This is a genomic window from Paenarthrobacter sp. NPDC090522 (assembly GCF_044769225.1).
Taxonomy (GTDB): Bacteria; Actinomycetota; Actinomycetes; order Actinomycetales; family Micrococcaceae; genus Arthrobacter.
Genome location: NZ_JBIVXL010000007.1, coordinates 174,923 through 196,745 on the forward strand (window position 1 = coordinate 174,923; position 21,823 = coordinate 196,745).

21 protein-coding genes, 1 tRNA gene and 1 other RNA gene are annotated in these 21,823 nt (G+C 64.9%); 6 read left to right on the forward strand and 17 right to left on the reverse strand.

From position 1 onward, the window contains the following. Positions 1-92 precede the first annotated feature (92 nt). Positions 93-326, forward strand: coding sequence for a hypothetical protein (locus tag ACIQT2_RS11195; RefSeq protein ID WP_400336249.1), 234 nt, complete (start codon positions 93-95; stop codon positions 324-326). Positions 327-448: 122 nt separating this feature from the next. Beyond that, the gene (locus ACIQT2_RS11200; protein ID WP_400336247.1) at positions 449-892 is read left to right on the forward strand and encodes a lipopolysaccharide assembly LapA domain-containing protein; all 444 of its coding nucleotides are present in this window, start codon (positions 449-451) and stop codon (positions 890-892) included. 107 nt (positions 893-999) lie between these two features. On the opposite strand, the gene ACIQT2_RS11205 is transcribed toward ACIQT2_RS11200, so the two are convergent. Continuing rightward, positions 1,000-1,299 carry a DUF4193 domain-containing protein gene (locus ACIQT2_RS11205; protein ID WP_211713967.1) on the reverse strand — a complete coding sequence of 100 codons (300 nt, stop codon included), beginning with the start codon at positions 1,297-1,299 and terminating at the stop codon, positions 1,000-1,002. Between the two features lie 146 nt (positions 1,300-1,445). Beyond that, positions 1,446-3,941, reverse strand: coding sequence for a beta-glucosidase (locus ACIQT2_RS11210; protein WP_402946338.1), 2,496 nt, complete (start codon positions 3,939-3,941; stop codon positions 1,446-1,448). Positions 3,942-4,043: 102 nt separating this feature from the next. On the opposite strand from ACIQT2_RS11210, the gene ACIQT2_RS11215 reads away from it, so the two are divergent. Beyond that, positions 4,044-4,637, forward strand: coding sequence for a TetR/AcrR family transcriptional regulator (locus tag ACIQT2_RS11215; RefSeq protein ID WP_400336244.1), 594 nt, complete (start codon positions 4,044-4,046; stop codon positions 4,635-4,637). Positions 4,638-4,865: 228 nt separating this feature from the next. On the opposite strand, the gene ACIQT2_RS11220 is transcribed toward ACIQT2_RS11215, so the two are convergent. Next, complete coding sequence (locus ACIQT2_RS11220) at positions 4,866-6,212, reverse strand: aspartate kinase (RefSeq protein WP_397323637.1); 1,347 nt, start codon at positions 6,210-6,212, stop codon at positions 4,866-4,868. Between the two features lie 193 nt (positions 6,213-6,405). On the opposite strand from ACIQT2_RS11220, the gene ACIQT2_RS11225 reads away from it, so the two are divergent. Beyond that, positions 6,406-7,515 carry a hypothetical protein gene (locus ACIQT2_RS11225; protein WP_402946341.1) on the forward strand — a complete coding sequence of 370 codons (1,110 nt, stop codon included), beginning with the start codon at positions 6,406-6,408 and terminating at the stop codon, positions 7,513-7,515. Positions 7,516-7,521: 6 nt separating this feature from the next. On the opposite strand, the gene recR is transcribed toward ACIQT2_RS11225, so the two are convergent. From recR to ACIQT2_RS11285, 12 genes are all read right to left on the reverse strand, one after another. Beyond that, positions 7,522-8,121 (reverse strand): recombination mediator RecR, encoded by a 600-nt coding sequence (gene recR, locus ACIQT2_RS11230; RefSeq protein WP_402946343.1) that lies wholly within the window; start codon positions 8,119-8,121, stop codon positions 7,522-7,524. A gap of 42 nt (positions 8,122-8,163) precedes the next feature. Then, the gene (locus tag ACIQT2_RS11235; protein WP_402946345.1) at positions 8,164-11,826 is read right to left on the reverse strand and encodes a DNA polymerase III subunit gamma and tau; all 3,663 of its coding nucleotides are present in this window, start codon (positions 11,824-11,826) and stop codon (positions 8,164-8,166) included. Positions 11,827-11,859: 33 nt separating this feature from the next. Then, an RNA gene (gene ffs / locus ACIQT2_RS11240) (signal recognition particle sRNA small type) lies at positions 11,860-11,956 on the reverse strand. A gap of 94 nt (positions 11,957-12,050) precedes the next feature. Then, positions 12,051-12,848 carry a hypothetical protein gene (locus ACIQT2_RS11245; RefSeq protein WP_402946347.1) on the reverse strand — a complete coding sequence of 266 codons (798 nt, stop codon included), beginning with the start codon at positions 12,846-12,848 and terminating at the stop codon, positions 12,051-12,053. After that, positions 12,845-13,561: an ABC transporter ATP-binding protein gene (locus ACIQT2_RS11250; RefSeq protein ID WP_400336237.1), complete on the reverse strand. Its 717-nt coding sequence runs from the start codon at positions 13,559-13,561 to the stop codon at positions 12,845-12,847. The genes ACIQT2_RS11245 and ACIQT2_RS11250 overlap by 4 nt, the downstream gene beginning before the upstream one ends. A gap of 21 nt (positions 13,562-13,582) precedes the next feature. After that, a complete protein-coding gene (locus tag ACIQT2_RS11255) occupies positions 13,583-14,338 on the reverse strand; it encodes a hypothetical protein (protein ID WP_402946349.1) in 756 nt (251 codons plus the stop codon). Positions 14,339-14,378: 40 nt separating this feature from the next. Further along, a complete protein-coding gene (locus ACIQT2_RS11260) occupies positions 14,379-16,211 on the reverse strand; it encodes an ABC transporter ATP-binding protein (protein WP_402946351.1) in 1,833 nt (610 codons plus the stop codon). Beyond that, positions 16,208-16,633 (reverse strand): lasso peptide biosynthesis B2 protein, encoded by a 426-nt coding sequence (locus ACIQT2_RS11265; RefSeq protein WP_402946353.1) that lies wholly within the window; start codon positions 16,631-16,633, stop codon positions 16,208-16,210. Before ACIQT2_RS11265 ends, ACIQT2_RS11260 begins: the two co-directional genes overlap by 4 nt. Continuing rightward, entirely contained in the window at positions 16,630-16,929 is a 300-nt protein-coding gene (locus ACIQT2_RS11270; RefSeq protein WP_400336230.1) for an HPr-rel-A system PqqD family peptide chaperone, read from the reverse strand. The genes ACIQT2_RS11265 and ACIQT2_RS11270 overlap by 4 nt, the downstream gene beginning before the upstream one ends. Further along, a complete protein-coding gene (locus ACIQT2_RS11275) occupies positions 16,926-18,566 on the reverse strand; it encodes an asparagine synthase-related protein (protein WP_402946355.1) in 1,641 nt (546 codons plus the stop codon). Before ACIQT2_RS11275 ends, ACIQT2_RS11270 begins: the two co-directional genes overlap by 4 nt. Before the next feature lie 102 nt (positions 18,567-18,668). Further along, positions 18,669-18,800 carry a lasso RiPP family leader peptide-containing protein gene (locus tag ACIQT2_RS11280; RefSeq protein ID WP_400336226.1) on the reverse strand — a complete coding sequence of 44 codons (132 nt, stop codon included), beginning with the start codon at positions 18,798-18,800 and terminating at the stop codon, positions 18,669-18,671. Positions 18,801-19,051: 251 nt separating this feature from the next. Then, positions 19,052-19,183 (reverse strand): keywimysin-related RiPP, encoded by a 132-nt coding sequence (locus tag ACIQT2_RS11285; protein ID WP_397323659.1) that lies wholly within the window; start codon positions 19,181-19,183, stop codon positions 19,052-19,054. A gap of 326 nt (positions 19,184-19,509) precedes the next feature. Between ACIQT2_RS11285 and ACIQT2_RS11290 the strand changes: the two genes are divergently transcribed. Beyond that, positions 19,510-20,079 carry a recombinase family protein gene (locus ACIQT2_RS11290; protein ID WP_402946358.1) on the forward strand — a complete coding sequence of 190 codons (570 nt, stop codon included), beginning with the start codon at positions 19,510-19,512 and terminating at the stop codon, positions 20,077-20,079. Positions 20,080-20,141: 62 nt separating this feature from the next. Here ACIQT2_RS11290 and ACIQT2_RS11295 read toward each other — a convergent pair whose 3' ends face one another. Beyond that, complete coding sequence (locus tag ACIQT2_RS11295) at positions 20,142-20,465, reverse strand: hypothetical protein (protein WP_402946360.1); 324 nt, start codon at positions 20,463-20,465, stop codon at positions 20,142-20,144. A gap of 303 nt (positions 20,466-20,768) precedes the next feature. Here ACIQT2_RS11295 and ACIQT2_RS11300 point away from each other — a divergent pair. Next, positions 20,769-20,853: transfer RNA gene (locus tag ACIQT2_RS11300), tRNA-Ser, on the forward strand. A gap of 60 nt (positions 20,854-20,913) precedes the next feature. Here ACIQT2_RS11300 and ACIQT2_RS11305 read toward each other — a convergent pair. Further along, entirely contained in the window at positions 20,914-21,816 is a 903-nt protein-coding gene (locus tag ACIQT2_RS11305; protein ID WP_400336221.1) for a LysR family transcriptional regulator, read from the reverse strand. Positions 21,817-21,823 lie beyond the last annotated feature (7 nt).

Sequence of the window (21,823 nt, forward strand, 5' to 3'; positions counted from 1 at the left end):
TTTTCCTGCCGCCGGGCGTAAAATTGGCTCACTGGTACGGCGCTCACCGGACCTGCCGTTTTTCATTTTCCTGTGGAGGGGAGGTGGAAGATATGGGACGCAAGTTGGAAGGCTTCCAGCATGTGACCGAGAGGCTGCAGTTCGTTTTCGGCCCCGCGACGCACGGGGACACGGACTCGCCTGTGGTGCACAAGCACGATGATTTTGAGACTGCCTCCGAGGAAGACCTCAAGCACTTCGATGTCGAAACGGATTCCGAAGGGCACCACTACGCGGTCCGGAACGATGACCCCGGGCCCACGAGTACCGATTACAGCATGAAATGAAATGACGCAGAGGGGCCGATCCACATGGACCGGCCCCTCTTCTGCGCACTCCTTCCGCCCGTCAATCAGCATGCTTATTATTAGATGGCAGGGTGAATGATGTGTGGGACAGGGGGCCAAGCATGAGTTTTCAGGATGACGCCGCGGCCGGTGCCGCGGGTATGCCGGCAGAAACGGGACCAGCCCCCAGTGAAGCGCCACGGCGAGCTGTGCCTCCCAACGCTGTGGGATCGAACGGCGTGGAATCCCGGCGGCCCACCCGCACGGCCGCTGTGTGGGCGGCGGTGGCAGTGGGGCTGGTGGTGCTGGTCCTGCTGATTGTCTTTTTCGTACAGAACCAAGACCGGGTGACCGTGCGGTTCTTCGGGCTGGAAGGATCCTTGGCCCTCGGGACCACCCTGTTCATCGCCGCAGTGGGCGGTGGAGTCCTGGTGGCCCTCGCTGGTGGCGCGCGGATCCTCCAGTTGAGGATTGCCAATCACCGCCGGCAGCGGGCGGTTGGGGCTCCTGGCCGGCCCGTCGGGGGTCCCGGCGGGACCGTGGACGGCCCGGGCTCGGGGGCCTGATCGATTAAACGCGGAAGGACCGGAGCAGGTGCTCCGGTCCTTCCGCAGTTAAATCCCGACGGCGGCACTCCCTGACGACGATCAGACCGCCCGGGTGGTGGGTCGTCTTAGCCTTCGCAGTCAGTGCAGTAGGCGACGCCATCCTTTTCGCGGGCAATCTGCGAACGGTGGCGGACCAGGAAGCACGAGTTGCAGGTGAACTCGTCGCTTGCCTGCGGAATGACCTGGATGACGAGTTCCTCGGCGACGATTTCGCCGCCGGGGCCGTTGGCGTCAAGGCCATCGGTCTCGTCGAGTTCCAGCACAACGCTCTTGGCTGTAGGGGCGCTGGCGGACTGGAGCGCCTGGAGGGACTGCTCCTGGTTTTCTTTGACGTCTGTGCGGAGTTCGTCGTAATCGGCTGCCACTTGTTTTCTTGCCTCTTCAGATAGGGGAGTTACGGCTATGCAACGTACAGCATGCCATGAAAATTCCATACCATACCGTAAAGAAGCTACATGTGGGGAAAACCACGGTAATGAAGGTCCCCAAAGTGGCAGCGGTCACGGCGGATTCAGCGCAGTTCGATCTCCAATTCCTGGAAGTCGTCAGCCGAGTGGCGACCCACCAGCAGGGTGAACGTGCCCGGCTCAAACTGCCAGCCGCCGTCGTAATGGGCGAAAGCCTTGGCTGGAATCCTCACCTCGACGCTGTCCGTGCCGGCCGGGGCCAGATGCGTCCCTGCGTATCCTGCCAGCCAGCGGACTGGGCGTTCCACGGAGGAATCCTTGCGGGCCAGGTACACCTGGACCACTTCGCGGCCGGTGCGGGTGCCCGTGTTCTTCACCGGGACGTGCACCATTACATCCTTGCCTGCGGGGACGCACTGCGGGGCGTGGGCCTTGCCGAGTTCGATCGTGGTGTAGCCCAGGCCGAAACCGAACGGCAACGCAGGAGCGGCGCCACCCTCTGCCTGCTGCTTGAGCCAGGCGCGGTAGCCCACGTGGATGCCCTCGGAGTAGACCACTTTTCCGTCCACAGGGGTGGTGTTGAGGACGGGCACGTCTTCCAGTGCGGCGGGCCAGGTGGTAGGGAGGCGGCCGCCGGGCTCCTCGTTGCCCATCAGGATGTCCGCGATGGCGTGGCCGAACTCCTGGCCGCCGAACCAGCCCAGGAGCACGGCGCTCACATCGTCCAGCCACGGCATGAGGACCGGTGAACCCGAGTTCACCACCACCACAGTGCGTGGATTGGCGGCGGCAACGGCTGCCACGAGCTCATTCTGGTGTCCGGGGAGGTCAAGGTTCTTCCGGTCGAAGCCCTCGGATTCGATGGCTGCGTTGGTGCCCACCACCACCACGGCCACGTCCGCAGCCTTGGCGGAAGCAACTGCGGCATCAATCTCGGCCTGCGGGTCCTCCACCACGGTTTCCTCACCCAGGAGGATGGCCGTGAACGGGATGACCTGCTGCTTCGGCAACTGGTACTCGGCCTCGATCCGGACCACCTCGCCGGCAGCTGCCTGGATGGCGTGGACCGTCTTGGGCGGATCGAACAGGGCGGCGCCGAGGACATCGGTATCGTCCTCAAGCTCGCTGTTGAACACTTCCTCGCCGTTCAAGGCAAAGCTGATCTGGCCCACCGTCCCGATTCCCAAGTGGTGGATACCCGAGCTCTCCGCAGTCCAGTCGGTCTCCATGCGGATGGTTGCGGCGCCTTCGGGGATGCCGATGCCGAACCAAATGAGGTGCGTAGCCAGCCGGTCCTCGCCCGAAATCACCGCGCCGTTCGCGTCCAAGAAGGTGACCCGAATACCCGGAACGTTGGAAACCGGATTGTGGATTGCCGTGCGGGGGAATGCCTGGAGGCCTTCGGCTACCTTGGCGCCACGCGAGTAGGTGACCTGGACGCCGTCGGGCAGTCCTTTCCTGAGCCCTTCCAAAGGTGAGACGGTGTGCTTCGGCATGACCGTGGCGCTGCCGCCACCCTGGGTGCGGGCCTCATCGGCGTTGTGGCCAATGACGGCCACGCTCGTGAGTTGCGTGGAGTCCAGCGGGAGGATGCCCTGGTTGCGGACCAGTACAGCGCCGCGCGTTGCTACTTCACGTGCGACGGCGGCTCCGTTCAGTTCGGCTGGCGGCGTGGTGACAGCGGGCGTGAAGCCTTCGAGGGAGCCCACGCGTGCTGCCAGGCGCAGGATGCGGGTGACCTTCTCCAGGATGGCTTCGCGGCTGACCTTTCCCGCGTTGATGGCGGCCAGGAGCTTGGGGCCCCAGTGGCCTGCGGGGCCGGGCATTTCCAGGTCCTGGTGGGCGTTCGCGGCCTCAACCGAGCGGACGCCGGTCCAGTCGGAAACAACGACGCCGTCGAATCCCCATTCTGTGGAGAGCGGGGTCTCGAGGAGCTTGTTCTCGCTGGCGGTGGTTCCGTTGATGGAGTTGTAGGAGCTCATCACCAGCCACGAACGGGCCTCGGTGATGGCGTCCTCGAAGGCCGCGAGGTAGAGCTCGCGAAGGGGACGCTCGTCCACCACGGAGTCGGCCGTGAAGCGGTCCGTTTCGGCCTCGTTCGCGATGTAGTGCTTGGGTGTGGCGCCTACACCCATGGACTGCACGCCTTCCACATATCCTGCGGCGATGGTGGCCGTAAGCCGGGGGTCCTCGCTCATGCATTCAAAGTGGCGTCCGCCCAGTGGGGAGCGGTGCAGGTTGATGGTGGGGCCCAGAACGGCGTGGACACCCTTGCGGCGGGCTTCCTGGCCCAGGACCTGGCCGTAGCGGCGGGCTGTTTCGACGCTCCACGTGGCGGACAGCGCCGAGGATGAGGGCAGGGAAATGGAGTCGTGACGCTCATCGAAGTCCTCGCCGCGGACACCCGCGGGACCATCGGACATCACGATGCGGCTCAGGCCAATCTCCGGGATGGCGTGGGTGGACCACACATCGGCTCCGGTCAGCAACTGCACCTGCTGTTCAAGGGACAGGCTCTGCGCCAATTCGCGGATGCGCGCCTCGGTATCGGGTGAACCGGCGGTCGGGGTGGTCACCGCGGGGGAGAGGGCGGGGTTCATGACGTGACTCCTTTGTGCTTCGTGGACCTCTGCTTTCACTGTACCCGTCAAAACCGAGTCTGACTAGATTTTGATGATGGGACGGTGAAATACACTGAACCAATGTCAACTTCGAAGACGCGCGGCCAGTATGCAAAAGGTGCGGAGCGCCGGGAACAGATCATCCAGACGGCCACCGATGTTTTTGCCACTGAGGGGTTCGAAGGGACCGCGCTCAAGCGGGTCGCTGAGTTGGTCGGAGTCCGGGAAGCCACGCTGTTCCACTACTTCAAGGGCAAGCAGGAGTTGCTCACTGCTGTCCTGGCCGAGAGGGACCGCCGCTCCGTTGCAGTGAGCGGAGAGTCCGAGGTGGGGGTCCGTCTCATGGCCCCCATCGCTGAACGGAACCGTCGCGAGCCCGGATTGACTACGCTCTACGCCGTCGCTTCCGCCACCGCCAACGATCCCGGGCATGACTCCCACGGCTACTTCAAGGAGCGCTACCAGAACGTGGTTCGCGAGGTCAGCGAGGACATTGCCCGCCGCCAGCGGGACGGCGAGGTCAGGGTGGACGTGGATTCCCTGACGCTTGCCCGGCTGGTCATCGCCGCCTTCGACGGGCTGCAGCTCCAGTGGCTCTACGACAAGGACGTGGACATGGCGGAGGGGCTCCGAAAGCTGGTAGACGTGCTGCTGGCCCCTGACGGGTCCGCCTAGCACTCCTCCCGGCCGTGTCGCCACCACCGACTTTGAACGGGGACAAACCAGGAGAGGCCTGAAAACGCGGCGTGTCCAGCGGGGCCGGTCCCAAAGTGGGTCGTGGCGGTACGCCCCTGGGGTGGCAATCCCGCTACAAAACGCCGAAGGACCGGAGCGCTTGCTCCGGTCCTTCGAGCGCACGACGGCGGCAGTCGCCGTCGTGCGTTTGCGTTGCTTTCGCTGGGGTCAGCGGCCGGTGCCGCCGTAGACGGTAGCTTCCGCTTCGCCGTCGAGCTCAAAGGCGTTATGGATGGCGATGACAGCAGCGTCCAGCTTGTCGGCGCTGGTGACTACGGAGATGCGGATTTCCGAGGTGGAGATCATGTCGATGTTGATCCCGGCGTCGGAGAGGGCCTTGAAGAAGGTGGCCGAAACGCCCGGGTGCGAACGCATGCCGGCGCCGATCAGGGAGAGCTTGCCAACGTTCTCGTTGTACTCGATGCTTTCGAAGCCGATCTGGCCTTCGGCGGCGCGCAATGCGGTCAGGGCGTCGGCGCCTTCGACGATCGGCAGGGTGAACGAAATGTCCGTGCGGCCCGTTCCGTGGGTGGAGACGTTCTGGACGATCATGTCGATGTTCGAGTGGGCATCGGCAATGACCTGGAAGATCGCTGCGGCCTTGCCGGGGATGTCCGGAACGCCGACTACGGTGACCTTGGCTTCGGACCGGTCGTGCGCAACGCCGGAGATGATTGGCTGCTCCAAGGCAACTCCCTCTTGAATGTTGAACTTTTCGTCGGCGCCCGGAATGACCCAGGTGCCTTCGTGGTGGCTGAATGAAGAACGGACGTGCAGCGGCACACCGAAGCGGCGTGCGTATTCGACGCAGCGCAGGTGCAGGATCTTGGCACCGGAAGCGGCAAGTTCAAGCATTTCCTCGCTGGAGATGCGGTCGATCTTCTGTGCCGAGGACACAACGCGGGGATCTGCGGTGTAAATGCCGTCAACGTCCGTGTAGATCTCGCACACATCCGCCTCGAGGGCAGCTGCCAAAGCGACGGCAGTGGTGTCCGAACCGCCGCGGCCCAGGGTGGTGATCTCATTGGTGCTGCGGCTCATGCCCTGGAAGCCGGCCACGATCGCAATGTGGCCCTTGTCCAAGGCGGTGCGGATGCGGTGCGGGTCCACGTCGATGATCCGGGCCTTGCCGTGGATACCGTCGGTGATCATGCCGGCCTGCGAGCCCGTGAAGGACTGGGCAGAGGCACCGAACTTATTAATGGCCATGGCAAGCAGCGCCATGGAAATGCGCTCACCGGCAGACAACAGCATGTCCATTTCGCGGGCGGGCGCGGAATCAGTGACCTGCGCTGCGAGGTCCAGGAGCTCGTCGGTGGTGTCGCCCATGGCGGAAACAACAACCACAACCTCGTTGCCGGCTTTCTGTGCGTCCACGACGCGCTGGGCCACACGCTTGATGCCATCAGCGTCGGCGACCGAGGAACCGCCGAACTTCTGAACGATCAGCTGCTTGGTAATGGCAGCCCCGTCAGGGAGCTCTTCGATTTTCACTTCGGTAGTGGGCATAGTCATGCGCGCACCCTCACTGCATCAATAGGGTTCGAACGCGGCACGCACCAATTTGCGCACGCCCGCGTAGCTTATTTGGAAAGTTTATCGCCGCGGACTGTCCGCATAGGAATTGTGACCAAATGGCGGTTAAACTGGGCGTTTCGGCAAGGCAACACCCGGCGTACCATCCACTTTATGACGCTAGCGAGCACCCGTGCGCAAGGTTCCTGAGGAGCCGGTGGCCCGCCCCGGGCAGGACTCCACGCAGGGCAGCGATTCCGATTATGAACTGATCGGTGGCAGCGGCGTGATCGACGACCGTTTCCCGCACCGTGAAGACGTGGTCGATGACGAGCCGAGCCCTCCCAGGCCCGGTCCCATGGCCGTGATGCTTGACGCGGCCTGGACTGCGTGGGGTGAAGCGCGGGCATCATTCGGGTCGGCGTGGTTCTGGCTGGCCTGCGGACTCGGAATCCTGGCCTCCTGGGGCCTCGCGGCGGGCCTCATCGCTTTCGGGGAGTCCAATGCCTGGTTTTCGACGCCGGTTGCCGCAGCCGTGTACCTGGTCATGGGCGCATGGCTGGCCATTGCCGCAGCTGTCCTGGGCGCGGTGTGGGGCTTTCGACGCGCAGCGTCGCGCTTCCTCATCGCACTCATGGTGGGACTCCTGCGCGGTGCTGCGTTCGCCGTGCCGGCCGGGATCGTCCTTGCCCTGGTGGGCGCCGGCAGCGGTGGGCCGATCGCGATGGCGGGTGCCGCCGTCGTGGTTGCCGCCGTGGAAGTGGCGCTGTTCGGGCTCATGGGTGCGGGCCTCAGGGCATGCTTTGCCAGTGTGGCTCCCGGCGCCATTTTGCTGGGATTGCTGCTGGTGTTCTTTGGTGCCGGCAACTTTGTACTCACCGTCCTGCTGCTCCCTTCCACCATGTCAGTGGAGCAGGCTTCCGTTCCGGTGAACGTGGAACGCGACGATGCCGGCCGGATCACTGCCTACGAGTGCGTGGGACAGTTGCACTCGGTGGAGGTTGCGCACACGGACCGGGTGGCGTGGATAGCCGCCAGCAACCCGGCCATGGTTTTCGGAAGCGTGGCGGCCGGATCAATGACGCAAGACAACGAACTCGCCTGGGTACTGTCTGGTCTGCAGTGGGCAGCCGACGGCCCCCAGCGCGACGTGCCGTGCCTCGGCGGCGAATCCAGCGACGGGCTGCCGCCCACCCTGCCCGTTGCCCTCACGGGACTGGCGCTCCAAAGCGCGGTGGTTGCGTCAGTGTATGTGCCAGGGCGGTTGGCGCAGTCCAGGCGTCCGCCGTCAGCGGGGGTCTAAACCCGTCTATGCCAAAGCGTTGCGGCGACCCTCGAACGCGCGGCCGAGTGTTACCTCATCGGCGTACTCAAGGTCTCCGCCCACGGGCAGGCCGGACGCAAGCCGGGTCACCGCGATCCCGATCGTCTTCAACATGCGGGCCAAGTACGTTGCCGTGGCCTCGCCTTCAAGGTTGGGGTCCGTGGCAATGATGATCTCCTGGATGGCGCCATCATTAAGGCGGGTCAGGAGCTCGCGGATCCTCAACTGTGCAGGTCCCACGCCCGCGATCGGATTAATCGCGCCGCCCAGCACGTGGTACCGGCCGCGGAAGGTGCGGGTACGCTCGACGGCCAGGACATCCTTGGACTCTTCCACCACGCAGATCACCGAGGGATCCCGGCGCGGATCGCGGCAGATGTTGCACGTCTCCTGCTCGGTCACGTTGAAGCAGACCGAGCAGAACTTCACCCGCTCCTTGACCGTGGTGATGGCAGCCACCAGCCGCTTCATGTCCTCGGGGTCTGCCTCAAGGATGTGGAACGCCAGGCGCTGCGCCGATTTGGGGCCCACGCCGGGAAGCCGGCCGAGCTCGTCAATCAGCTCTTGAACTGCACCTTCGTACACAATTTCCTCGTTCGTTTAGTTGCTTGCGGGCTGAGTGCACCGTCAGCGCTGGTGGAGGGGCGAGCCGTCCAAGGCTCGTTCCTCGATCAGCTTTCCGCCCAGAATACGCTCCACGGCGGCCCGCCCAAACACCCGCGATTCCTCGATGGTTTCGTCTTCGGGGCTGGGGATGTCCTCAGCCGTGGGTTCTTGCTGGACCTGCGTGCGGGCGGGCACCTGGACACGACCCATCTGGGCTTCCGGGCTGTTGGTCAGCCGCTGATACAGGCTCTGCTTGACCGGCCTTCCCGACGGCGCACCCTCCTCGAGCGTCGCGACGGAGCCTCGCGCTTCCTGGGGCACAGCTGACGCTGCTGTTGAGGGCCATGCGGCGGGGGCTGGGGCTTGTGCGCCCGCAGTTCCTGGCCAGTCCGACGCCGGTGCGACGTCCCAGCCGGACGGTCCGGTCTGTTCGCCACTGGTTGGGCGGCCGTACTCCGCGGTGTCCGGGACCTGCGCGGCTGCCGGTTCGTAGTCCGGGACGCTGGCCGGTGCTGCTTCCTCGGCCGGCTGGGTGGACTTGGCGCCGACGTTGGATTCCGTGCCGACCACCCACGTGCCCGGGGCGTGCTCGACGGCCCGGGACCACGGGTCCTGGGAGGTGTCCGGTGGGGTGGTGGTGCTGTTGGGGCCTGTGGCTTTGCTGGTATCAGCGCCGCCGTGGTTGGTGGTTCCGGCGCCAGGGGTGCTTGGCCGGTTTGGCGCCGGGACAGGGTTTGCCTGACCTGCGTGTGACTGACCGGTGTGTGCCTGGCGGGTGTTGGTTGCTGCGGACTGATTCGTCGTGGCGGAGCCGTACCGGGGGGACGGCTCCCAATCCATCGGCGGTTCCTCGTCCAGGGGCGGGGCATCCTCATCCAGAGGGGGACCCCAATCGTCGTCGGGGTAGGAGTAATCGCCCGCCGACTCCGGGATGGAGGGCTGTGCCGTGGGCGCCTGTGTGGTTTCGTGCGAACCGGGGGTGTTCGGCCCGCCGGAGGAGGCTGGTGCGGCCTCCTCCGCGGCGTTACCCGTGTGGGCTGTGCCATGGTCGCTTGAGGGTGGGCCACTGACGCTTGAGGGTTGGGTGCTGCTTGCCGGAGTGGCGGTGGTGCGCGTGTCCGGAGCAGCCTGGCGGCCGGCATCGGCAAAGCCGATGTGGCTGGGGTTGGCAGGGCTGGGCACGGCGGGGCTGGGGTTGGCAGGGCTGGGCACGGCGGGGCTGGGGTTGGCAGGGCTGGGCGCGGCGGGGCTGGGGTTGGCAGGGCTGGGCGCGGCGGGGCTGGGCTCGGCAGTGGCGGCGGGGCCGGGGTTGGTCGTGCCGGTGTGGTTCGGCTCTGCAGCGGGGTAGGGGTTGGGCGCGTGGATGCCGCCCGGCGCAGGCGGGTTGCTGCCGCCGCGTGCGGGAGGCTTGCTGCCAGTTGAGGTGCCTGCGCCTGCGGGCGCCAGTCCCCAGGCCGTATCTACGGCCGAGACGGCGCTGGGCGTCGACGGTGCAGTGGGAGGCGTCGGCGCAGGTGCTTGTGCCGGCGCGGGTGCTTGTGCCGGCGCGGGTGCTTGTCCCGGCACGGACGCCGGCCCCGGAGCAGGCGGAGCCGGCGTTTCCCGGCTAGTAGGCGCTTTTGGGTTTGGCTCAGAGCTCGCTGAGCTGTTGCCGCCAGCGACTGCCACGATCTGGCAGTCGATGCCGATGGTTTTATGGATCGCCTGTCGAAGGTTCTCCGAATGGTCGGCACGGCCGAAGGCTCCCGCGAGGCCGCCTGTGGTGAAGGCGAGCGTCAGGACCTGGCCGTCGAACTGGGCAACCTGGGCATTGGGTTCCACGAGGGCCCACGTGCTGCGCTTGATCTTGGTCAAGGTTTGCAGGACTTCAGGCCACGCACGACGAAGAGCCTCGACGTCCCCGGCACCGGTGGGTGCGTTCGACGGAGCAGGGTTCGACGGTGCCGTGTTGGACGGGGCCGTGTTAACAGGCGCGAGGCTCGACGGCTCAGGGTTGGACCGCTCAGGGCTGCGGGTGGGCGCGTTTGCGGGTGGCGGTGTTTGTGCCGTTGGTGGGGTGGCGGTGCGGGACTGATCAGCTGGCGACGTTGAGCCTGAACCCTGGACGTTGCTGCCTTGGGGGTACCCGCCTTGCACGGCCGCACCTGCGGTTTCCTGCGTGGGGCGCGCCGTAGAAGCCGTCCGGTCTTCCACGGGCCAGTCGTTGGTGGATACCCGGGGAGCGGTGAGCGGGGAACGGGATTCTGCGGAGGCCGGCTGTGCCGGTGCCGCCTGCGCTGCGGATTGCTGTGCCGGTGCCGGCTGCTCCGCCGGGGCCGATGTGGCTTGAGTGGACGGACCCGGCTGCTGTGCAGCCTGCGCCTGGGAAGCGGGGCGCGCTGACGGCGCGGGCGCTGCCTGCTGCGGTTCAGGTGCCGCTGGCAGGACGCCGGACCCAGCGTTGCCTGCCGACGCGGCGGAAGCAGCCCCAACCGAGGGCGCCGTGACGGCGGGAGCGGGAGTCCCGGCGTCGCCCGCGTAGTTAAGGCGACGTTCCACGCGGTCGATGCGCGCGGCAATTCCCCGCTCCGTCTGCTCGGAACTGGGCAACAGGATGCGGGCGCAGAGCAGTTCCAGGTGCAAGCGCGGGGAGGTGGCGCCGGTCATCTCGGTAAGGGCGGTGTTGGTGACGTCCGCGGCCCGGGAGAGCTCGGCGGCGCCCAGGTTGGTTGCCTGGTTGCGCATGCGGGCGATCTGGTCCTCGGGCATGCCACGGAGGATTGCCTGGGCGCTCTCCGGCATGGCCTGGACGATGATGAGATCGCGGAACCGCTCCAGCAGGTCCTCGACGAAGCGCCGGGGATCATGGCCGGTTTGGATCACGCGGTCCACGGCGCGGAACACTGTTGCCGCGTCTGCGGCGGCGACGGCATCAACGACGTCGTCCAGCAGCGAAGCGTGGGTGTAACCGAGGAGGGCCACCGCGAGTTCGTAGTCAAGGCCGTTGGGTCCGGCGCCGGCCATGAGCTGGTCCAGGACGGACAACGAGTCACGGACGGAACCGCCGCCGGCCCGGATCACAAGCGAAAGGACACCCGGGGCCACCGGGACGTTCTCCTGGTGGCACAACAGTTCCAGGTACTTCATGAGCGGCTCGGGCGGCACCAAACGGAACGGGTAGTGGTGCGTCCGGGAGCGGATGGTCCCGATGACCTTGTCAGGTTCCGTGGTGGCGAAGATGAACTTGATGTGTTCCGGCGGCTCTTCGACGATCTTGAGCAAAGCGTTGAACCCGGCGGACGTGACCATGTGGGCCTCGTCGATGATGAAGATCTTGTAGCGGTCGCGGACCGGAGCGAACGTAGCGCGCTCGCGGAGATCCCGGGCGTCGTCCACGCCACCGTGGCTGGCGGCGTCGATCTCGATAACGTCCAGGGAACCCGAACCGCCGCGGGCCAGCTCAACGCAGCTGGGGCATGTGCCGCAGGGGGTATCGGTGGGACCCTCGGCGCAGTTCAGGCAACGGGCCAGGATGCGCGCGGAGGTGGTCTTGCCGCAGCCGCGGGGACCGGAGAAGAGGTAGGCGTGGTTGACGCGGTTCTTGCGCAGCGCCGTCATCAACGGCTCCGTGACGTGTTCCTGCCCAATAACGTCCGCGAACGAGTCCGGGCGGTAGCGTCGGTACAGGGCAGTTGTAACAGTCACAGGGGAAACCTACCTATAGGGACTGACATTTAAATAAGAGACCCCTCATGCACCCGCCAGAGCCCATCTACCCTTGCTACCTTCCGGTCCTGGGGGAGTTCAACAGGATGACGCCACATGAGGGGCCGTCGACAAGCTTACCCGAACTTACTTCGGGGTTCGAATCGGCTGGTGAGGGGTGTGGAAAACGCCCGATGGCGGGTGGCGGCGTGCCGCTGTACCGGCTAGTTCCGGACGTCCCGGGCCACGAACTTCCAGCCGGCCAGCAGAAGCAAACCGACCGTCCAGGCAGCAGTTCCAGTGGCCGCCACGGGAAGCCCGAGGGCAGCGTTCGGGAACGAACCGGTGACCAAACCGGCGTCGAACAATTGGACTCCGGCGATGGTTGGCAGGTACGCAAGCGCGGGTCCCAGAAGAAGGAGCATCAGCGAGAGCTGGGACAGGACGATCAGCAGGAACAGGGGGATCAAGCCCTGCCTCAGCAGGATGCCCAGCGAGAACCCGATCAACGCCGACGCATCCCAGAACGCGATGGCGCCCAGCCAGCGGAAAACCAACTCTGCCGGAAAGCCGCCGTCCAACACGGACAATTCACCGATGGCCGCCTGCGACAACAAGCTCAACAAGGGGATGGTCACCAAACCGAGTGCGGTGGTGAACAGCATCAAAGCCGCACACTTGGCTATGTACAGGCGCCAACGTTGGGGGACTGCCACCATGCTGGAACGCAACTGCCCTGAGACGAACTCGCTGCTCGCTGAAATGACTCCGATGACGATGATCCCGATGAGGCCAAGCGCCACCCAGTCGAAGCCGACGGTCGCCGGGCTTGCGCCAGGTGCCAGATCCGGATCGTGGCGCCGGAGCCCTTCCGCCACCGGCCCCGCTTGTGACCACCCTATGAGGACGACGACGGCGAAAGTCACCAGGGCGCTGATCCACACCGTCCGCAGCGTGATGAGTTTCGTCAGTTCCGAGACCAGGAGCCGGGGAGGGCTCCTGGTGATGGCGGGCGCACTCACGACGCACGTCCGAGCGCGGGGTTGCCGGTCAGCCCGAAGTACGCCGACTCGAGGTCCGGGTAGCCCGCAACCAGGTCTGGAACACTGCCCGAACGCACAATACGGCCCTGGGAGATGACCACTACGTGATCTGCCATGTGCTCCACCTCGTTGATGAGGTGGCTCGAGAGCAGGACGGTCTTGCCCGCCTCGGCGAGGCTGCGCAGGAGCATGCGGATCCAGCGGATGCCGTCAGGATCCAGACCGTTGGTTGGCTCGTCGAGGACCACGATCCGGGGATCGCCCAGAAGAGCCGCTGCGATTCCAAGCCGCTGGCCCATCCCCAGGGAGTACTTGCCAACGCGTTTCCCGGCCGCGTCCTTAAGGCCTACCAATTCAAGGACCTCAGGGATGCGCGAGGTGGGGATGCCGTTGGACTGGGCCATCCAGGTGAGATGGGCGCGTGCGGTGCGGCCCTTGTGCGCGCCGGAGCCATCGAACTGTGCACCGATGGTCCACAGGGGCGAGGCGAAGTCCCGGTAGGGCTTTCCCTCGATCAGCGCCGATCCGCTGTCCTCGCGGTCCAGCCCCAGGAGCAGCCGGAACGTGGTGGACTTTCCCGCGCCGTTGGGTCCAAGGAAGGCCGTCACCTTTCCCGGCTCGGCGGTCAGCGTGACATCTTCTATGCCGGCCGATTTCCCGTATCGCTTGCACAGGTTCTTGATTTCAATCACTGGATTCTTCTCCCTTGGTTCTCAACTTCGGACCGGTTGGCGGATGAACAGCACCACGGCACCACCCATTGCGGCCGCCACCCAGGCAAGCAGGACCAGCCCACCTCCCACCGGCCCCAGGGCATCAACGGGCAGTGGAGGCCGTTGGTAGAGTTGCGCGCCGGCTTGGTCCGGAAGAAACTTCGCTGCGGGGGTGATGGGAAGCAGATACGTGGACACGATCAGGGCCAAGGCCAGGACCGCGCTCATCGCTGCCAGGCCGCTGCGGAGGATGACGGACAGGGCATAAGTGAAGAGGGCAATGAGGATCCAGTAGAGGACCACACCCAGGAGGACGTCGGGCGCTATCCGGGCATCCCCGGTGGAACAGTCCACGGCAACGCACCGGACCGCCGTTGATCCCACCACGCTGGGGATTGCCGTCAGCAGTACGCCACCGGAAACAACCAAGGCCTTGGCAGCGAAAACCGCGGAGCGTTGCGGAACGGCAATGAGGGTGCTGCGGAGCGAACCGGAGTCCAGCTCCTGGTGCACTGTCCACGCGCCCAACAGAATGACGCCTATCTGGCCGAAATGAAGGATTGTGAGGAATGCGCTCCCCGCGTCCAATCCACCGGTCTCTTCGGGTTTTCCCGCCGCCAGTGCCGAGGCAACCAACGCGGTGGTGATCCATGAAAAGCCGATACTCAGCAGGACGGTTCCAGCTGCTGTGTAAAGGAATAACGGCAGCGTCAGGAGTTTGATGCTTTCCGCCCTGACAGCGCGCGCAAGCGTCACGGTCCACTTTTGGTCACGGGCTGGCATGTCCCCGGCTGCCTCAACCAACGGCGTCGTGCGCGTAAGGCAGCGCCCCGCCGTCGGCCTCTATCCCGCCGTCGGACTCCCTGTTGAGGAACTGTTTGGCGGCGAGTTCCCGGTACAAGGGTGAGTTCCGGACCAGCTCCGCGTGCGTACCCGAGGCGGCCACCCTGCCCCGGTCCAGGACCAGGATCATGTCAGCGCCCTGCACGGTGGCCAACCGGTGGGCAACGATCACCAGGGTGCACCCGGGCGCGCGCCCGGCAATGAGTTCCTGGACCCGGTCCTCGCTGACGCCGTCAAGGTTGGATGTTGATTCGTCCAGGATCAGCATCGCGGGGTTTCCCAGGAGTGCCCGGGCCACCGCGATTCTCTGGCGCTCGCCGCCGGACAGCAGGACGGCTCCCTCTCCGATTCCGGCGTCGAGCCCGTGCCCTGACCGCCGGAGCACGGACCCCAGGTTCAAGTGCTCAAGGATGGACACCATGTCCGCATCAGTGGCGTTTGGATTGCCGATGCTGAGGTTGTCACGCAGCGTTCCCGCCAGCGCCGGTGCGTCCTGTTCAACGTAGGCAATCCGCGAGCGGACTGCTGAGCGGGTGATGGTTTCGACGTCGGCGCCTCCGAAGAGGATGCGGCCCGCCGAAGCGTCGTAGAAGCGGGCAATGAGGTTCAGGATGGTGCTCTTGCCGGCTCCGGAGGGGCCGACGATGGCCAGTGTTTGCCCGGATTCCACCCGGAACGAGACATCGCTGAGCGTAGCCTGCCGGTCCGGCTCTCCGCCGTCGTGGTCGGTGTATTCAAAACCCACGCGCTCAAACACCAGGCTCGAGTCGCCAATGTTGTTGGAAGGCCCACGCTTTGGTTGGTCGTTCTCCACGGGAAGCCGGAGGATTTCGTTGATCCGGGCCACTCCGCCCAGGGCCTCGCCAATGGCGGTGACGGTACCGAAGAGCTGACCGAGCGGCACGATCAGGAGGAACAGGAAGAGGATAAAGGACACCAGGTCGGCCACGGTCAGTGCTCCGGACGCCACCCTCCAGCCTCCCACGCCGATGACGGCGAGGAACGTGGCCTGTGTGGAGATGGACGAGATGGGCGAAACGAGTGCGGTTGTGGCCGCAACCTTGAGTCCGACCTTCCACACTCCTGTGGCGTCGTCCTCCACGCGGCGCGCTTCGTGCGTCGTGGCGTTGGCGGCACGGACCGTCCGGGTCGCCCTGATGGCGCGATCCATTGAGGCCGCAAGCTTGCCGAGGGAGTTCTGCACACCCAGGCTGGCACGTTCAATATGGGATGTCACCCAGGCCACGGCAATGACCGCGGCAACGGCGGCGCCCACGGCAATGAGCAGCAGGATCGGGTCCAGGAAAAACATGGAAACCAGTGCACCAATGACAGTGAAGATGCCGGCGAAGGACTCGACGAAACCTTGGCTGAGCATGTTGCGGACCACAGTGGTGTCCGTGGTAACCCGAGCTACGAGGTCTCCCACGCGGCGTTGGTCAAGTGTGGCCACGGGCAAGTGGAGGATGTGCTGGATCAGGCCGTGCCTTGACCTCCTGATGGCCGTCTCCGCGGTGCGCTGGATCAGGTATTGGTTGACCCCGCCCAGGATTCCGCCGACGACGACGAGCCCGCCTACCAGCCACGGCAACAGTTCCAAGGGCCGCGATCCGGTGACACGGTCGATCACCTCGCGCACCAGCAACGGTTGTGCGAGGGACAGACCGGACCCGGCGAGGCTCAGGACGATGATTACCGCGAGCAATCTGCGCTGGACGGCGACGTGGCGGAACAATTCGGCCAGCCCTGCCCGCCGGGAACCCATAGCCTGGGTTTCGATGGTCATGAGGCAGTTCCTGGTTGGCTGACGGAGAGCACCGGGATGTAGCTGCTGATGGCCGACGGCTCGTCGACGGGCTCCCCGTCCACCTCTACCCACGCGTGTGCGGTGAACGGTTCAAGCCGGTAGCCGGTCTTCCACGCCGGGGAGTGGCCCTCCAAACGGCAAAGGAGGAACACGGCGATGGAACGCTGCAGGCAGCCCTCGCCCGCACACCGGGAGCTGGCCGCGCACACGGCAGCCCGGATGCGGCGCGCCTGGGCGTGGCTGCTTGGACGGGAGCGGTGCACTACGGTCCGGAAGGCTGACTCGAGCAGCGCCGGGGGAAGCAGGGTCATGGGCCACGCCAAAGCAACAACAGCCCGTGTCCTCAGCAATGCCAGTCCCCGGGGCATGATGGCACGCTGGGGGACGATGGGCAGGCTCATGGACGCACCCGCCGGATGATTCCGTGCTGCTCCAGTTCTGCCAGGAGTGCATGAATATCCTCGCGCACTCGTTCATGGTCCACCTTGTAGGCCTCTGCGATGGACGTGATGAGGGTGTTGACCGGCCGGCCCAGCCGGATGCCTTCCATCACCTCTCCCGCCGTTGCGTTTCCGCGCCAGTACGAGCCGCCGCGTGCGTCGAAAACCGTCAGGCCGTCGTCGTCGAGGTTGAACGTCAGCTTGGGCGCGGGTTCAAAAACATCCGTAGCGGCGATCACCTTGGTGGCTTTCCTCATATGAGTCTCCTTATCCATCGCTCCACACCAGCCAGGTGCTCCAGTTCATACAGTTCGTCCGTGCCGATGACCGGCATGCTGAGCGCACTCCGTACGGCAGTCGGGTCAACGTGTCCCATGTCCACCAGGCAGCTGTCATCGAACAGCCTGGACAGTTCGCGGCGCCTTGCCTTGAACTCCTGGAAGAGGTCCGAGCTGTATTCGCCTTTGTCTTCGCGGGTGAAGATCCAGCGGGGTACCACTCCGTTGGTGGCGCGGGCCAGAAGCGGTTTGCTTTCCACTACGCCCAGGATCGCTTCGACAGGCAGGTTGTGGACCAGCCGTATGACGTGGTCGTCCAGGAAGGGCGCTTCCCATGCCACGCCCAACTGGCTGTACGCATGGTTGACTTGGCGGGCGATCTCGCCTTGGAACATCAAGGATTCGGTTATTTGGTGCCTGAAGCGTTCAGCGTGGTGGGGTCTTGCTCCCCGTTCCAGGCCTTCGCGTACTTTGTATGCCACCGCCTCACGGGCTTCCTTGGTGGCGAACCGTGACAGGCCGAACCCCGGAGCCCACGAGAAGGCTTCGCCGGGTCCGTCAACCGGATTGCCTGGATTCCCGGCGCGCCGCAGCACCTCCGTGTCGAATCCGACTTTTGAGGCGACTGCCCGGCCGAGCGCAAGGGCCGGCCATCGTTGCATTTTGCCGAGCCGTCGCAGGACGCGGACGCCGGCTCTCCAGGAGGACGTGGAGAGAAGTCCAAGGGCCATGGCGGGAAGGGGATCGAACAATTCGTCTCCGCCAATCCCGGTCAAATGGGCGCGCACACCGCGTCGGGCGGCATCCGCGAACAACGCGCCCAGGTGGTGGGAGTTTGCAGCCCAACCGGGAGGACCGTCGTCGAGGGCACCCATGGCGGGGTCGGGTTCGCCGAAGGCGGCAGAGGTGGACGTCAGCGATTCCAGTTCAATGAGTCGCCCACGCAAGACGTCGGCTGCCCTCCGGGCGAACTCGGAATCGCGGTTCTGCGGATCGTCGGTGCCCGCGTGGTAAAAGATGCTCCCTTCCTGCAGAGAGTCCAGGAAGAAGGCCAGGCTTGTGGAGTCCATGCCCCCTGACACATCGGCGCTCACCGTTCCGTAGCTGGCCAGCCGTCCGGCGATGGAGTCCTTGAGTGCACCGGACATGGCATGTGCCGCGTCCGACAGGTCGGCGAAAGGTTCACCCGCCACTGGTGCGAGGTCCACCGACTTGGCGCGGCCATCGCTGAATGTCAGGGCGAAGCCGGGCTGTACGGCGTGAACACCTTCCCAAAAGGGCAAGTGGCGGAGGAAGCCAGGCAGGTTGGAGCACAGTGCCAACCGGACGCGGTTTTGGTCCAGCTTCCTTTTGGCGATACGACGCAGGGCGCCCTGGGATGTTGATCCGACGGGGGTTCCCTCGATGTCGGTCCAGTACAGCGTCCGTGCCGTGGAAAGCGAGCCGTACGCGAAAGGGGCGTAGCGCGGCTCCGGACCTTCAGCCGGTTTGTGGTTGCGGCTGTGCCGGGCAACGGAGTCGTAGTCCGGATCGAGGAAGGTGGCCTGGGCGCCGGCAGGAATCAACCCGGCTTGGCCAGCGGCGGACGCGTGGTGGGGAAGGAAGTATTCATGCATGGAATCGATGGCACCTGCGGTCTTCGTCGGAGGATGGAGAGTGGCGTAGAGCGGGAGCCCCGTCCCGAGGGTAGGGCTCCCGCCTGAACGGCGTGACGCGGGTTAGCCAATGGTGATCTTGATGAAGGCATGACCGCCGAAGATGTCACGCCAACGGCCGAACCAATAACCATTCGTCACTTTGCGGAACGAACCGACCCGTGCGACGCGCGGAGCGTAATAGGTGTTTTCCATCGTTTTCCCTCCTTCCCTTGGAGAGTCTGGTTTCACTGAGTTGTTTGCTGGATAACGAACAAACCCGGGGATTCCCTTGGTTTGAAATTCATTGTTCCACCAGCTAATTCCCGAAAGTCAATTCCGGGAAAGTCGGCTCGGAGCCGGGTGGGCCACCTCGTGCAAGGGATGATCCTTTGCCAAAACCCGTTGCCGAAACCAACACGGGTTACCGCAAAGAGGCGTGACCCGTCTTGGGGTGGTTCAAGGTTCTAGCAGAACCAGGGCTTGAAAATGGAGCGGCCGCAGAAGAGGTCGCGGTAGCGGCCACACCAGATTCCGTTGGTTACCTTGCGGAACGAGCCGGCGTGGGCAATGCGGGGAGCTGAATAGCTGTTTTCCATCGTGATCCATCCTTTTGAAGGAAACGTGATCAGGCGGATTGCCTGACGTGAATTGAGTATTGCCATCGATGGGAACAGCGCAAAATCCCCATAACCAGCGATTTTGCAATTCCGGCCCGCATTCTTCGCCGTGTGTCATAATGGCCGTGCGGAGGCCATAAGCGGTTTCCGTGGTCGGCTCCCGGAGGGTTCCCTCTAAAGTCGATTTCTGCAAACGAAACTTCCCGCCGGGTTTCATGCGCTTGAACGAAAGGGTTTGCATGTCAAAAGTCGTTCTCTGAATCAAAAAGCGAGAAACCCAAGAAAGGGAGGTTTTTGGGAAATTGTTGGAAGGAAATATTTCAGTTGGTTACGCGAGGGAAGGGACGGTGGGTCCATCGCTTTCGTTCCAAATCGCAACCCTCAAGGCGGCGGGAGCAGTGAAGGTGTATGAGGAGCGCGCCTCGGGAGCTACTGAAATCAGGGAGCAGTGGCGGGCTTGCATCGAGGACCTGAAGAGCGGAGATACGCTCATGGTCAGCGACATGTCCCGGCTGGGCCGCAGTGCGGTGGATCTCGCCGATATTGTTGCCTCGCTCGCCGGGAAAGGCGTCAGGTTTCGCGCCCTCGCCGAACCGTGGCTGGATACGGGGAGCCCGTGCGGTCAACTCATCCTTGAGATCTTCGAATCGATTGGCAGGTACGAGCGCAACAGGATGTCCGAACGGACCAGGGCCGGGCTGAATGCGGCGCGTGCCCGGGGCCGGCTGGGCGGGAGGCCTCCCGCGACGACGCAGAACAAGCTGGAGACGGCCCGCGACCTCAGGCTCAAGAAGATGACCCTCGGCGAAATAGCCAGCACGCTGGGTGTCAGTATCTCCACCGTCGCCAGGGCCTTGGGCGGTGGTCCGCCCTAGGGCCTGGGTAGTGAACCCAACCGATCAAGCAGGCGAATCCCCGGATGTGGGGGCCCAGACCCTCACCGCCACCCCTGTACCGGCCAGGTCATGAAAGCCGGTTCCTCATACGGGTGTGCTGCCCGTAAAGCCAGCACCACGCCGTCGAGCATGTCCTCGGCAACCACACACTCAACCCGCACTTCAGGCACCTGCTCCGCCACGCCCACTTCACCGATGAAGGGTTGGGCTCCCGCGAGGGGCGTGAAATGACCCGTCCCCAGGGACGTGAAGGCGCAATGCGAGTAGTCGCCGATCCGCCCGGCGCCGGCATTTCCGATCGCCCGCAGAACCGCGTCGGCGTGGTCTGCCGGCACGTAGGCGACCAGGGCATGGAGCTGCATCATGGGCACATCCTGTCAGTAAAGAACCCCAAATGGCGGCCAAACCATTGCATATCCGCGAGTCACAGCGGACCATAAGTATGTACACCGATTGGGGCAATTTCCAGATTGTGAGCTGCGGGGCCTGGGCAAGAGGGGCCGGACCCGGCAGCTCAACGGTGATACCGCAAGAATGGGCGCGTTGGGGGCGTCCATTTTTCCGTTAAGTGGCGGGTCGAAAGCGCGGCCTGATCTGAGTGCCAACCCCCGATTGGGCGATGCCGAAAATCTCGGGTACAGTGGTATCTGCTTTCGGTTCGAAAGCAAGGAGAATTCGCCTAGCGGCCTATGGCGCACGCCTGGAACGCGTGTTGGGTTAACGCCCTCGGGGGTTCAAATCCCCCATTCTCCGCGGTTGGCCCCGGTCCCTTGGACCGGGGCCTTTTGCGTGCCCCGGGGATAGTGCCCGGGATTACTGGCGGTGCGCGGCCGCCACCCGCTCCAGAACCTCGCGGCAGGCGAGGATGGCGGGGTGGATCCGCCCTGCTGTCCGCGTGGACGTGAAGATGGTCCGGGCGGGCAGGCCGGGGAGGTCAAGCAGTTGCACCGGCCGCTCCATGTCCGTCCACACAAGATCGGGCATCAAAGCCACGGCGTTTCCTGACTCGATGAGCCGGATCTGTGCCTGGAGGTCCGCGGTTTCGTAGCGGACGTCCGGCTCGAAACCGGCCGAGCGGCAGGCCTGCTCTGCCCAGTGGCGTGACGCCGCTCCGCGGGGTTCCATGACCCAGGGCATGGATGCCGTGTCCGCGATCGACGCGATGTGTTCGCCGCCCAGGCCCACTGGGGGAGTGGCGAGCCGGATGGCGTCGCTGGTCAGGGTGGCGCGGTCAAGGCCGGTGTGGTGCGGGGCGGCGTGACCGGGGTACTGCTCGGCCACCACAATGTCGAAGTCCCGGGCCCACGTCTCATAGAGGGCTGTCTCCGGTTCGCGCTGTGTCATTTCCACCCGGACCTCGGGGTACTCCTGGCGCATGATGGTGAGGAAGTCGGGGAGCAGCGCGAGTGCAGCGGACTGGAAGACCGCCAGCCGCACAGTTCCGGTGACCGTGGACAGGGAGGCGGCCAGTTCGGTCTCGGCGCGTTCCAGCGTTTCCAGGAGCGCGGCTGTGTGCGCCACCAGGATCTCCGCCTGTGGTGTGAGCTGCACGCGGCGTCCGGCCTTCCGGAGCAGCTCCACGCCGGCTTCCTTTTCCAGGAGCGTCAACTGCTGGGACACCGAGGAAGGGCTGTACTGCATGGCATCGGCCACTTCCGCGAGCGTCCCGCGGATCTTCAATTCGTGCAGCAAACGGAGCCTGCGGACGTCCAGCACGGCTGCC